15 protein-coding genes and 1 riboswitch are annotated in these 13,576 nt (G+C 34.7%); of the genes, 14 read left to right on the plus strand and 1 reads right to left on the minus strand.

All coding sequences use genetic code 11. From position 1 onward, the window contains the following. Nucleotides 1-11: 11 nt before the first annotated feature. From C1726_RS22945 to C1726_RS23005, 13 genes are all read left to right on the plus strand, one after another. Nucleotides 12-1,154: a M20 peptidase aminoacylase family protein gene (locus C1726_RS22945; RefSeq protein ID WP_102275278.1), complete on the plus strand. Its 1,143-nt coding sequence runs from the start codon at nucleotides 12-14 to the stop codon at nucleotides 1,152-1,154. Continuing rightward, on the plus strand, nucleotides 1,151-1,987 hold the full coding sequence (locus C1726_RS22950) for a GNAT family N-acetyltransferase (RefSeq protein ID WP_102275279.1): 837 nt from the start codon (nucleotides 1,151-1,153) through the stop codon (nucleotides 1,985-1,987). Before C1726_RS22945 ends, C1726_RS22950 begins: the two co-directional genes overlap by 4 nt. Before the next feature lie 14 nt (nucleotides 1,988-2,001). After that, nucleotides 2,002-3,108 carry an o-succinylbenzoate synthase gene (gene menC / locus C1726_RS22955; RefSeq protein ID WP_102275280.1) on the plus strand — a complete coding sequence of 369 codons (1,107 nt, stop codon included), beginning with the start codon at nucleotides 2,002-2,004 and terminating at the stop codon, nucleotides 3,106-3,108. Nucleotides 3,109-3,189: 81 nt separating this feature from the next. After that, a complete protein-coding gene (locus C1726_RS22960; RefSeq protein ID WP_102275281.1) occupies nucleotides 3,190-4,272 on the plus strand; it encodes a YkvI family membrane protein in 1,083 nt (360 codons plus the stop codon). Nucleotides 4,273-4,419: 147 nt separating this feature from the next. Continuing rightward, a riboswitch (purine riboswitch) is annotated at nucleotides 4,420-4,520 on the plus strand. Between the two features lie 90 nt (nucleotides 4,521-4,610). Beyond that, on the plus strand, nucleotides 4,611-5,780 hold the full coding sequence (locus C1726_RS22965) for an MFS transporter (protein ID WP_102275282.1): 1,170 nt from the start codon (nucleotides 4,611-4,613) through the stop codon (nucleotides 5,778-5,780). A gap of 101 nt (nucleotides 5,781-5,881) precedes the next feature. Continuing rightward, entirely contained in the window at nucleotides 5,882-6,091 is a 210-nt protein-coding gene (locus C1726_RS22970; protein ID WP_102275283.1) for a hypothetical protein, read from the plus strand. A gap of 212 nt (nucleotides 6,092-6,303) precedes the next feature. Continuing rightward, nucleotides 6,304-6,819, plus strand: a complete 516-nt coding sequence (locus tag C1726_RS22975) for a GrpB family protein (protein WP_102275284.1) — start codon at nucleotides 6,304-6,306, stop codon at nucleotides 6,817-6,819. Nucleotides 6,820-6,841: 22 nt separating this feature from the next. Next, on the plus strand, nucleotides 6,842-7,324 hold the full coding sequence (locus C1726_RS22980) for an HXXEE domain-containing protein (RefSeq protein ID WP_102275285.1): 483 nt from the start codon (nucleotides 6,842-6,844) through the stop codon (nucleotides 7,322-7,324). A 51-nt stretch (nucleotides 7,325-7,375) separates the two neighbouring features. Beyond that, nucleotides 7,376-8,251 (plus strand): GNAT family N-acetyltransferase, encoded by an 876-nt coding sequence (locus C1726_RS22985; RefSeq protein ID WP_102275286.1) that lies wholly within the window; start codon nucleotides 7,376-7,378, stop codon nucleotides 8,249-8,251. Between the two features lie 6 nt (nucleotides 8,252-8,257). After that, on the plus strand, nucleotides 8,258-8,599 hold the full coding sequence (locus tag C1726_RS22990) for a hypothetical protein (protein ID WP_102275287.1): 342 nt from the start codon (nucleotides 8,258-8,260) through the stop codon (nucleotides 8,597-8,599). A gap of 497 nt (nucleotides 8,600-9,096) precedes the next feature. Beyond that, a complete protein-coding gene (locus tag C1726_RS22995) occupies nucleotides 9,097-9,975 on the plus strand; it encodes an ABC transporter permease subunit (RefSeq protein WP_102275288.1) in 879 nt (292 codons plus the stop codon). After that, a complete protein-coding gene (locus tag C1726_RS23000; RefSeq protein ID WP_102275289.1) occupies nucleotides 9,968-10,897 on the plus strand; it encodes a peptide ABC transporter permease in 930 nt (309 codons plus the stop codon). Before C1726_RS22995 ends, C1726_RS23000 begins: the two co-directional genes overlap by 8 nt. A gap of 107 nt (nucleotides 10,898-11,004) precedes the next feature. Beyond that, nucleotides 11,005-11,370, plus strand: a complete 366-nt coding sequence (locus tag C1726_RS23005) for a DUF4181 domain-containing protein (RefSeq protein ID WP_102275290.1) — start codon at nucleotides 11,005-11,007, stop codon at nucleotides 11,368-11,370. A 225-nt stretch (nucleotides 11,371-11,595) separates the two neighbouring features. Here C1726_RS23005 and C1726_RS23010 read toward each other — a convergent pair whose 3' ends face one another. Next, nucleotides 11,596-12,321, minus strand: coding sequence for a class I SAM-dependent DNA methyltransferase (locus tag C1726_RS23010; protein ID WP_102275291.1), 726 nt, complete (start codon nucleotides 12,319-12,321; stop codon nucleotides 11,596-11,598). 552 nt (nucleotides 12,322-12,873) lie between these two features. Here C1726_RS23010 and C1726_RS23015 point away from each other — a divergent pair. Further along, nucleotides 12,874-13,515, plus strand: coding sequence for a DUF6944 family repetitive protein (locus tag C1726_RS23015; protein ID WP_102275292.1), 642 nt, complete (start codon nucleotides 12,874-12,876; stop codon nucleotides 13,513-13,515). Nucleotides 13,516-13,576 lie beyond the last annotated feature (61 nt).

A 13,576-nucleotide genomic window follows, 5' to 3' on the forward strand; every position in this document is an offset into this window, starting at 1 on the left:
GGGAAACTAGATTGAAAGAATATGTACAACCATTAAAACCCAAAATCGATGAAATTTTTACTCACTTACATGAAAATCCAGAACTTAGCTGGAATGAATATAAGACAACAGAATATTTAAAGGATCTTTTAGAACAAAAAGGCTTTCAAGTACAGACTTTCACAGAATGTCCAGGACTTGTTGCAGAAATAGGAAAAGGCAGTCCTTGTGTGGCATTAAGGGCAGATATGGATGCATTGTGGCAAGAGGTGGATGGACATTTTCAGTCCATACATTCCTGTGGCCATGATGCCCATATGACAATGGGGATTGGCGCAATGCTCCTCCTTCAGAAAGTGGGCTTTCCTGCTAAAGGGAAACTAAAATTCATCTTTCAGCCAGCTGAAGAAAAAGGCACTGGTGCATTGAAAATGATTGAACTAGGTATAGTAGATGATGTGGATTATTTATACAGTGTGCATCTTAGACCAATTCAAGAGCTTCACAATGGGTATGCATCTGCGGCTATCTATCATGGGGCAGCAAGATTTTTGACAGGAGAAATCATTGGGGAGGACGCACATGGAGCACGGCCCCACCTTGGTCAAAATGCAATAGAAATTGGTGCTTCACTTATTCATGAAATAAATAATATCCATTTAGATCCAATGGTGCCTTATTCAGCGAAAATGACGAAATTTCATGCAGGAAGTGACTCAGGGAATATTATTCCAGGGAAGGCAGCATTCAGCCTAGATTTACGTGCGCAAACGAATGAAGTAATCAATGAGTTGTCTGAAAAAATCCTGAATATAACGGAATCCTTATCAAAATTATATGGTGTAACAATTACAGTAAAGACGGGAGCAAACGTAGCGGCTGCACTCGTTGATCAAGAAGCAGTTCGTTTTATGGAAAAAGCTATTATCGATGTTCTCGGCAAAAATCAATTAAAGTCCCCAATTATTTCGAGTGGGGGAGAAGATTTTCATTTTTACACTTTAAAGAAACCCCATATAAAGGCAACTATGCTTGGGCTGGGTTGTGATTTACAGCCAGGGCTTCATCATCCTAAAATGACTTTTAATAAAGAAGCGATATATGCTGGAATGGAAATACTGGCAACCACTCTCTTATACACTTTGGAAGAAAAACGAAAGGAGGAGAAAGGATGAGTTCAGAAATAGAGATTAGGATTTTAAAAACAGCAGCTGATATGAATCTTATTCAAAAATTGGAGCGTGAGATTTGGAATATGGATCCACTTCCAGTTCATCAAACTATCACTGCATCGCAAAATGGCGGTATGCTGCTTGGTGCTTTTCTTGAAAATAGACTAGTTGGTTTCAGCTACGGATTTGCAGGTTTTCAGGAAGGTAAAAGTTATTTATGCTCGCATATGCTTGGTATTGATCCGGAACATCGGGATAAAGGGATTGGCGCACAGTTAAAGGAGAAGCAAAAACAATATGCAACCGAGTTGGGGTATGATTTAATATCTTGGACCTTTGACCCGCTAGAAAGCAGAAATGCTTACTTGAATATATCTAAATTACATGCTATTTGCTCCACTTATTTGGAAAATTGCTACGGGGAGATGGAAGACAGCTTGAACAATGGGCTTCCATCGGATCGATTAAAGGTAGAATGGTGGATTAATAGCTCGCATGTAAATGAACCCTACATCTTTGATTATACGGGGATGCACAGCCCTTGTCAGTGGAGAATGACAGTTGAAGGTTTTCCTGAACCAGTACCGTGTGAAGAACATGATTTACTACCAGAAAGTAAAGACGAACCAATTCTTGTTCCTATACCAGCAAACTTTCAAATGATTAAAAAACAGAATCACCAGCTTGCTTTAAATTGGCGGATAACGATACGAAAAGTTTTGCAAACTTTATTCGCCAAAGGTTATGCGATGGTTAGTTTTTTGAAAGAAAAAGAAAACAGTGTTCATTATTATGTTTTAATCTCAAGAGAGAAACTGCAATTAAAAATTAGGTAAAGGTGGTTTGGTTGATGAAGGTAGCTGAAGTGGTTTTACGTCAGATGAAAATGAGAATGAAATCTCCATTTACAACGAGCTTTGGAACATTCCAGGAAAAAGAATTTCTATTATTAGAAGCAAGGGATGAAAACGGAATGAGCGGCTGGGGTGAATCAGTAGCTTTCCATTCCCCTTGGTATAATGAAGAAACATTAAAAACGAACTGGCATATGCTAGAAGACTTTATTATTCCCAATCTATTAAATAGAGAAATTGTACACCCTGACAATGTTACAGATGCTCTTTCTTACATACGCAAAAATAATATGGCAAAATCAACTTTTGAAGGGGCTGTCTGGGATTTATATGCGAAGCAAAAGGGGATTCCACTTGCTCAAGCCCTAGGTGGAACTTCAAACCGAATTGAGGTTGGAATAAGCATAGGTATTCAAAATACAGTTGATGACTTGCTGAGTCTCATTGAAGAATATGTGAATGACGGCTATAAGCGAATGAAAGTAAAGATTAAGCCAGGCTGGGATGTGGATGTAATTAGAGAGGTCAGAAAAAGCTTTCCAAATATTCCTCTTATGGCTGACGCCAATTCTGCTTATCGTCTAAAGGACATCCCTTTATTAAAAAAGCTGGATGAATTTGAACTCATGATGATCGAACAGCCGTTAGCCTCAGATGATATTATAGACCATGCTATCCTGCAAAGAGAAATAAGAACGCCGGTATGTTTAGATGAAAGCATTCATTCATATGAAGATGCGAAAAAAGCGATTGAATTAGGAAGCTGTAAAATCATTAACATAAAAATAGGCCGGGTTGGCGGGTTAACTGAGGCAAAGAGAATTCATGATCTTTGTCAGGAACATGATATTCCAGTATGGTGTGGAGGCATGTTAGAGGCTGGCATTGGACGCGCTCATAATATTGCTTTAACCACTCTTTCAAACTTTATCATGCCAGGTGATACAGCAGCATCCTCTAGATATTGGGAAAAAGATTTGATTGAACCAGAGGTTAAAGTAGAAAATGGAATGATTACAATACCGGAAATGCCTGGAATCGGTTATAACCCCAATTTGGAAACGATTAAGCAGTTTACTGTTTTTGAGAAGACGTTTTCTTGAATGTAATAGAAGGATAGAGAGGCATATTCTCTATCCTATCGCTGTAAATTATCTTAATATTCAAACAAATGGAGGGCGTGTATGAAGAAAAGTATACAGATTGCTGGTGCATTTATTGGGGTTATTGTTGGAGCAGGCTTTGCATCTGGTCAAGAAATCCTGCAGTTTTTTACGAGCTTTGGGTGGATCGGAGTCCTTGGTGCGATCATTGCTACCGTTCTATTTGCATTTCTAGGCATGAGCCTGTCTCAGCTTGGATGCCGTTTGCAGACTAATTCTCATAAAGAGGTTATCTATCATATTTGTGGACGCTATTTGGGTCTGGCTGTCGATTTCATTATTTCATTTTTTCTTTTTGGTGTTGCGGTTGTTATGCTCGCTGGGTCGGGTTCTATCTTTGAGGAGCAGTTCGGAATTCCAAGTATTGTTGGCAATATCATTATGACAGTTTTAACAATTGCAACTGTATGTCTTAATATCCAAAAAGTCATCTCTATTATTGGTATAGTGACACCATTTTTATTATTGATGGTAATCATTTTAGGAGGCTATTCAATCGCAACAATGGACATCAGTTATTCGCAGGTCCAGCATTTGGCAGAAGGACAAACGCCAGCTGTATCCAATTGGTTTATGGGGGCACTTCTTTATGTATCATATAATATTGCTGCTGGTGCTGCTATGTTGACTGTTATGGGAGGAACTACAAAAAATGAAAAGCAGGCAGGGTTAGGAGGAATCCTAGGCGGGGTTGGACTTGGTCTTCTAATCATTATTATGAATCTATCTATGCTTGTAAAAATAGATGTTATTGCAGGATCAGAAATGCCAATTTTAGCTCTAGCTAATGAAATTTCTCCAGTATTCGGTTTATTAATGTTCATTGTATTATTAGGGATGATCTATAATACGGCGGTTGGCATGTTATATGCATTCACGGCAAGGTTTGTTAAGAGAGAAAGCCAAAAGTTCAATTTATTCGTTACAGTATTTGGAATTGCTGCTTTTGGTGCAAGTTTTATCGGTTTCATTACATTAGTAAGTACTGTTTATCCACTAACGGGATATCTAGGCTTTATCCTCATTGCCGCTATTCTTTATTCTTGGGTAGTGAGGAAAAGAAAAGGTCAAAATCAAAATATAAACAGGAATGTGGCACAATAAGGAATAGTAGATGAAAAGGCTGATCCAAGAATAACTGGACAGCCTTTTTGGGAAGTAAAGCTATGCGATAATCCTTGTAATATGAATGAGTATTATATTTTATACTTGAAAAATTAAGTTATCAGTAGTATCATGTACAAAGTGATCACAATTAAATTAAATATTACCTGTATAACCTCAAGAATATGGCTTGAGGGTCTCTACCAGGAACCTTAAAAATCCTGATTACAGAAAATGAATGAATCATTTTTTGTAATCAGGATTTTTTTTGTTTTTTTATTAGAGACCTTCTTGCCTATTTCTTTAAAGATTTCATAAGAAAGGATGAAAAATAGATTATGAATTTGAAAGTTTTTATCTTAGCCTTATCCACTGTTGCAGTTGGGTTGGTTGAATTAGTTGTCGGCGGGATCTTGCCGACGATCGCTGATGATTTTAATATTTCATTAAGCGCTGCTGGACAGCTGATTACAGTGTTTGCACTAATATATGCGATTGCCGGTCCTGTTTTGCTTGTATTAACGAGCAAAGTTGAGCGTAAGAAATTATATCTATCCTCTTTATTTATCTTCTTTATTGGAAATGTACTGACATATTTCAGTCCTAATTTTACTTTTATGATGATTGCAAGGGTGCTGACTGCAACAAGCACGGCACTTATCGTCGTACTATCCTTGACGATTGCAGCGAAAATTGTTGCTCCTGCACATCAGGCAAAGGCATTAGGCCTCATTTATATGGGGATTAGTTCGTCACTTGTGCTAGGTGTGCCGTTGGGAATTCTGATTTCTGACATATTTGGCTGGCGCGTTATCTTCCTTGGAATTGCTGTGTTATCAATTGGATCAATGGTGCTGATTTCACTATTTTTAGAGCGTATTCCTGGAGAAAAAACAATTCCACTTTCACAACAAATTAAAGCAATAGCCAGCGCAAAACTCGGCAGTGCTCATCTTGCTACCTTGTTTATGCTGGCAGGACATTATACATTATATGCTTATTTCACACCGTTCTTGGAAACAAATCTTCACTTGAATTCCAATTGGATTAGTATTTGCTATTTAGTATTTGGAATTGCAGCTGTAAGTGGTGGAGCATTTGGAGGAGCACTATCGGATTGGATAGGTCCTCGTAAAAGCATTATCATCGTTATCAGTGCTTTCGCTATCGTCCTTTGTCTATTACCATTTACGACTTTCTCACTTGTCTTATTTATTCCAGTGATGATGATTTGGGCAGCATTAAGCTGGAGTCTTGCTCCACCGCAGCAGAGCTATTTGATTCAAACAGATCCTGCTACATCAGATATCCAGCAAAGCTTTAATAATTCAGCATTGCAAATTGGTATCTCACTAGGGTCAGCAATCGGTGGAATCGTATTAAACCAAACTGGCACTGTTTCTAGTACAGCTTGGTTTGGCAGTGTCATTGTCATTATCGCTTTACTATGTGCTGTCTTTTCTTTGACAAGACCAGCAATTGCGAGAGAAAAACGGACTGCCGCCTAGACTCGCCAAACGTCTAATGCTAAAAGTTGTACCAAAATTTTCAAATTATTTTAACCGCTAATAGTAAAAATAGGCTAACATTAAAGCGGGAGGGGAAAAATATGTTAGCTAATATAGGTGTACCGAGTTTTGTCCTAATGGTTAATATTATTCTTTTGATTGTTGGTCTACTTATTCTGTTTATTGTCGTTTCATCAGCAGTCAAAACTGGTATTAACAAGTCTGAGGTTGGTCAATTTTTCGAAAAAAAGTCTGGAGTCGAAGAGAAAAGAAAATCATTTCTTGATCGTGATTTAGATAATGATAAGTAGACGGCTATTTAACCTTGCCCTTGCAAAATAAAGAATCTAAGCTGCCTTACAGGCAGCTTTTTTTAGCTATAATAGTAAAAGGAAACCAATTATCTTGAGTTTGTACTATTAAATTATAAAATATGAAGGTTGAACCATGAAGGATTATAGAACTCGTTTGTTGAAGTATTTTGTCAATGAGGCAGCTTAGGCAATAAGGAGGGGAATATCGTTTGAGAAAGGTCGAAGTGTGTTCGTATAATAAAAAGTGGGTTTTAATGTTTAAGGAAGAAGCAGAAAAACTGAAACTCATTTTTGATAATGAAGCCATAGACATTTTTCACATTGGCAGTACATCAGTTCAAGGGTTAAAAGCGAAACCAATTATAGACATTTTGCCTGTTGTTTATGACATAAATACAGTAGATAAATATAATGAAAAGATGGCGTGTATAGGTTACAAATCAAAAGGTGAAAATGGCATATGCGGCCGAAGGTACTTTCAAAAAGGTGGAGACAATCGCACCCATCATGTGCATTTTTACCAGGATGGAAGTCCTGAAATAACCCGCCATTTAGCTTTTCGGGATTATCTTCGAATTCATCCAGATGTAAAAGAGAGTTACGGGGAGTTAAAAGAAAGACTGGCAAAACAATTTCCATATGATATTGATTCTTATATAAATGGGAAGGAACAATATGTTAAAGAAATAGAATTAAAAGCAATCAGATGGTATAAAAATACATAATAAAGAGAATAGAGGAGCAATTGTGAAAATTTATTATGCTATTTTCTTTTGTTTAGCAATTACATTACATAATTTAGAAGAAGCAATCTGGCTTCCTCAATGGTCTCAATTGGGACTATTTATTCAAAAGCCTGTCACACCAAATGAATTTCATTTTGCAGTAATTATTATTACTTCGCTTGCCTATTTATTATCTTTTCTTTATATAAGTTTCCCTCATTCAAATCTATTAAAATGGGCTTTTATTGGATTTTTGGGTTCCATGATTTTTAATGCTATTTTTCCACATTTGCTTGCTGCCATTTTTACGAAAACTTATGCTCCAGGTCTAGTTACTGCCCTATTATTAAACATACCTATTAATACAGTCATCCTTTATAGATTACATATGTCAAATCACATTAAGATAAAGGAAATTCTCATTTCAGCAATTGTCGTAGGATTTCTTCTAATAGCGATGATTCCATTTTTGTTTACTCTTGGAAATAACATAATAATTTTTTAATGTCAAAACGGTAAAATTTGTATGATCACCAAAAAATAAGGGGACATTTACTTGAACACTGAACGAAAATTAATTGATCTACATGCATTGTCTTATTTCATAGCTAAATTAAATGGAATGAACGAACATCATGTAGGCTATTGTGGGAAAAAGCATGATGAAATACTTAATACACTTTTGAACAAGTTTTCTGATCTGCCAATTGAAGAATGCTTTTCAGTTATGTATAAAGAAAATGAAATTATTGCTGCTTTAGGATTAGATATAAGTTTAGAAGATAAAGAAGCTGAGCTGTGGGGACCATTTATTTATCAAAATAACTGGGAAGATGCAGTAAATACTATTTGGAATGATCTTTCGAGGAAGATAGAGGATAGAGTTAACGTTTTCCACGGTTTCTATGGGGAAGAAAATATTAATGGCAACGCCTTTATGAGTTTATTAGGTGCTGAGAAAAAAGGAATGCACCTTACCCTAAAATCTCATAATAAGGATTTTAATTATCAACAAGATTCTTCAATTAAAGAAATTAATGAGGCTATGTTTGCGGATTTTATTAAAATGCATGAAAATGCATTTCCCAATACCTATTATTCTGGAATTGAGATTCTAGAAAAATTGAATGGTTATAACAAGGTGTTTATTATCGAGGAAGATTTTGATATAGCAGGCTATGTGTATGTCGAGGGAAATCCTGAGTTCAAAGAGGGAAATATTGAATACATTTCTGTATCACCTAACCAAAGGAATAAAGGGATTGGAACAAGGCTTATGAAGCGTGCTATGCATTTTCTTTTTACTGAATTGAGAATTAAAGAAATTACCATTTGCGTAGAGGCAACGAATCTTACAGCTATTAATCTCTATAAAAAAGCAGGGTTTGTTGAAGATCATCGTTTGATTCATTTTATTAAAGTTATGGGGTGAACTTTTATGCCAATGGAGCAGGAAACAATGGGGATGTTAATAGGCGGGTTTACAATCGTAATGGGAATTGCTTTCATTGTTGTACTGCTATTAATATTTTCCAAGAAACGGAAATCACTTAGATTAGCTTATTCGTTTGTGATTGGCTATTTAATATTTTTTAGCTGGGCAGTGAAACAAGCTTTGCATGCAATTAGTTTTGATGTAGATCATCCAATGGCATCTGAAGAAATATCTCTACGTCTTGGTCTCGCAGGTATTCTATGGGCAGTCAGCATGTTATTCTTCGTGCTAGCGATGATAAAATTTTCATTCGCGGCAAAAACAGAAGAGAAACCGTCTAAATAACAAGTTTCTTTTTTAAAATAATATTCTGAATAATAAACTACACACTCCTTTTCAATTTCATGAAATTTTTTATCAGGAAGACTAGGAAACCAAAAGCATACCAAAAGAATGTGAAGGTTAGAGATAGTATTAAAAGAATTAAATGGTTTGAACATTATTTATTTATAATTGATAATTTAAACTCACATAATTGCTCAAATTGGTTAAAAAATCATCTAATATTTCAATGTTTTAATTCCAGATGATGGAGAAACAAACTCATTTTAAGATTTTAAACAGGCAGATAAGCGATCTGTCTGTTTTTTTGTCTACTATTTGTAAGAATTTTCTATTAAAATGAATAAAGGATACACTTTGATAAATTGGAGATTGGAGTTAAAGGATTTAGATGTAAAATTTGAAAGATTATCTATTAAAAATATTGAAGATTTTTTTGAATGAGTTTGAAGTGATTAACAATTTTGTGTAATTTAAATTCTTGAGGTAGGGATCAGCATATGAACTATCTAAAAATTTTCGTTATTCAAGCTGCTAGCATCATCTTACTCTTTTTTCTTGCTGCCTTGCCGTTATATTTATTTAACATGGACGGGAGATTGATTTTTCAGCCTCTTGAAATTCCTAAGGAAATTACAAATTTCATTATTGGGTTATTTACAGGTGAATCTTATTTTTATATGCAAGGGGACAGAAGGAGGTTTTTATTAAGTGATCTTTCTAGCTTCTTTCTATCATCTTACTTTTATTTATCCATATCATTAATCATCGTTATCATATTATCCTTAATTCTTGGGATTTGGTTTTGGAAAAAAAGTGAGAAATGGGTACAATCATTTTTAGGTTTTATTGGGATTATTCCTGATTTTATTCTTGTTCTCCTGCTTCAATTATTAATTACATTTATTTATAAAAAAACAGGAGCAAAAGTGGTAAAAGTAGCATCATTATCAATGGATGATCCAGCTATCTTTTTACCGATCTTTACACTTTCTATCCTGCCATTATTCTATCTAATTCGGACATTAAATGATAAGACCTATGAGGTTTTAACAGAAGATTATATTTTAACAGCAAAAGCAAAAGGATTAACAAAAAGATATATTTACCTGAACCATGTTACTAGTAATGTCCTTCCTTTTTTAAAAGCTGATTTGTATAAAATTATTGGTATATCCATCAGCAATCTTTTTATTATCGAGTATTTATATAACACAAGGGGATTGACAGAAATTCTTTTTGAATATCCCGAGAACTTTGGCTATCAATATAATATGGTTTTGATTACACTTTTAGCCTTCTTTTTCTTATACATTTTTACTTTATTGACAATTAAACTTTTTATCTTCATAGTTGAGAGGTTTTTTATAAATGGCTAGATTGAATGTAAAACTAATAGTCGGAATTGTTATGATTGTTTTTTTCTTACTTATTGCGGTCTTTGGTTCTGTTCTGTCTCCTTATAAAATAGATGAACTTGCAGAGGTAAAATACATCCAAACAGAAGAAGGCAAAAAGTTATCCGCTCCTCCATTTCCTCCTACTAAGGAACACCTCTTTGGAACAGACCAATGGGGGTATGATATTTTGACACTGCTGTTGCACGGTGCAAAATTTACAATTTTCACAGTAATTATCGTAGCTTTACTAAGAGTGATAATTGGTGGGTCACTTGGTATTTACGTTGCCTTACATCAGAAAGCTCTATACTTTCCAATGAAAAGTACTAAGTTGAAAATCAATATTTTTAGCGGCTTTCCAGTCTTTATTATTCTTTATTTCATTTTAATCAGGATTAATATTGAGCCAGTTTTGAGCCCTCTCACACTAAGTGTTATTGTTGGCAGCTTAATGGTTATTTTGGGTGTGGTAAGTGTTTATGATAACCTCTACACTAAAACAAAGGAAATGCAAAAAAATTTATATATTTCTGCTTCTCAAGTGTTAGGAGGGAACAAATTACATATTGCCAAACAGCATATTCTCCCTAGCCTCAAAAGTCAAATTCTTATAATTTTTATGAATGAGATAATACAAGTTCTTCATTTGATTGGTCAATTAGGGATCTTCAATTTGTTTGTTGGCGGTACTTTCATTCGAATGGATCCGCCTGTCTTTATTTCGATTACGAAGGAATGGGCTGGGTTAATTGGACAGTTCCGCTCAACCATTTATTATTATCAATGGATACTTTTCTTTCCCTTGCTTAGTTATCTATTATTGCTATTTTCCTTTTATTTAGTTTCACAAGGGATCATTCAACAAGAAAAAGTGAAGCAGAGGAAGAGTCCTATTTTGTAGCTTGAGGTCGAACATTTATAGCAAAAAAGAAGGTTTTATAAACCTATAATAAAGGGGGAAACATGCATGACTGATTAAATAATTCCTCCAGCTAAAGGGGGGATCCTATGCGATCTGTGGCTTTTCTCATAGTTCTTATAGGTATTGCTGTTATTTTAGAAAAAGTAATTAATAAATTCCTTGGTGTAAAAAGGAAAAGTATTTCTGAAACATCTGGTAAGATTGTTGACCGATGGAGAAGAGGAGCGATTGTAGTTATCTTTATATGCAGTTTGCCTTTTGTTATTGCTAAAAACTATACGAGTATAAAATGGTTTTGGATATTATATTTAATCCTACTATTAGGTTCTGAATCTTACATGGAGTGGAAATACATAAAAAACTCAAAACAATATATCAGTACACTTATTTTTCTGATTTTAGGACTAATTTTTATTTATTATTTGGAGTATTTACTTCCCATATGGAAATGAATATAGTTCACTAATTTAGCGAGGATACTTCAATGGTTAGCCGATTACTAAAGTAAAAAACAATTGCCGGGTTAATACGATTGCTTGGAACAAGATACAATTTTTTTACATTTAAATAAATGCATTCGAATTAAGGAAAAGCTGCAAAAGCAGAAGCTGAAATTGTAATAATAATCACAAAACCCGGCATATTAGTGGAAGATCAAGCTGCTAATTTCATAGATTCTATTTAGCAGAAGAAAAAAATAAAAATAATGGAATTCTTAATCGTCTTTTAAAGGTCTCCTCATTCTGAAAATTTTCTTTTTTAGGTTCAGACTCTTTTATAGACTCAATGTTAAATCCAACGGATTTAAGGTGATGAAAGTAGTCTTCAATCGTGCGATGGTGCTTGCAAACATTAGCTCCCAGCCATAATTGTTCTCGTATTCCTCTAATAAAGTAGTTATCAACTATCCAATTCGTTCTTTTCCCGCTTTTTTGTAAAGTGGAAGTGATAACAGGGTGCTCAATTGAAAAGATAAACTTTCCGCCATCTGTTAAGGAATGATATATTTTTTCAAATATGGCTTCAATATCATTAATATAATGTAAGACCAGTCTTGAAATAACTAAATCAAAATGCCCTTTTGGGAATGTCCAATCTTCAATTGTTGAACGGACTAGATGAACATTTTTAAATGATTCTAGATTGCTTGATGCTAAGTTATACATGTTAGTAGAACCTTCAATCCCATGGTAACTACTGCAACCAAAATTGATTAAATCGGCTCCAATCCTACCATCTCCACAGCCTAAATCGAGAACGTTGAATTGTGATACATTACCCATTAATTCCATAAAGATTGGTTTTTCAATTGTATCATTTGGGTTTTCGTTTGATGCTCTTTTTAAAGTATATTTGTTAAAGAACTCTTGATTATCATAGTATTGAGAACCATTTGTATTCAATAATTAAAGCCTCCTTTGAAAATGAATTTCACAAAAATTATACACAATTTAACATGCGAAATGGTTAAATTATCTGAATTAATTTTTCGATTTCAATAAGGAAGCATATTTAGGGAACGATTTTATAGCTAGAAAGAAAATTTAGGGGATAATATGGACAAAAATAAACTTTTTATAGGCTATTTTTCAGGATTTATTTTCTGTATGTTTATGATCTATTTTCTATTTGACTATTTTTCTTGGTCATTCGTTATTGGTTCATTCACTGGAATAGCATTATTCGGACTAATCATACAAGTGATAAGCAGGAAAAGTAAATAAAAAATTACCATCAATATTGAAACTGTAGAGTAATAAGAAGAGTATAGTAAAATTAATTAGACCCGAAATTTGTCTATTTTATTATGATTGTAAAGGGAAAATTAGTTTTCTTGTAGAAATGCTGCGGGATTTCAGAAATAAAAATTAATAGATGTGATACTTGATGAAAAATTCAACAATATCACTGCCAATGAATATATTGTGTAATATCTATAATGGCGGTGGTGCGAAATGGATAAAGAAATGGAACTGCTGCTGACAGGGACCGGGTTTTTGGTTGCGGGTACTTTTTTCTCTGCTTTTGGTGCTACAAAAGTATTCGCAACCGGAGAAGATGATGGACTTGCATTTGTCGTAAAAGGTAATGCGATTGAAGGGATTGGAAACAGTCTGCAGGCGATTGCCCGTGAAAAAGCATTAGCAGATCGGGAGGCAGATGAAAAAGAGCTTTTAGCTATTATTGGCTGCTGGTTTCAAGCGGGAGGCAATGCTGCAAATGCAATTGCAAACGAAATGATTCTAAATGAGGTAAATGTGACGGATGCTTTGCGATTGAATGCGATTGGCAGCGGGATTCAATCAGTTGGTGCTTCGTTTGAAGCATATGGTGTACAAGATGAGGGGAAAGGGGTTGTACTTGGTGCAGCGCTCATTTCGCTTGGTTCTATGTTTGATGCAATTTCTAATCTTTATATTCTTCAAGATAAGGAAAATACGGGCAACTCAATTGCTGCTGCAGGTGCATACATTGAGTTTACTGGTGCATTGATTGCCTTCATCGCATTAACGCAGCTTATACAAACGGAAGAAGCCGAGCAGGCGAAGGAGTGTTATCATTATTTACATTCTTCGATTAACTGCAGAAGATGTTGAGTTATTAACCAAGATTTATAGGGATGGAGAGCTTCATGATATCACTCCTTGCTATTCTATA

This window comes from Cytobacillus massiliigabonensis (assembly GCF_900199725.1).
GTDB lineage: Bacteria > Bacillota > Bacilli > Bacillales > Cytobacillaceae > Cytobacillus > Cytobacillus massiliigabonensis.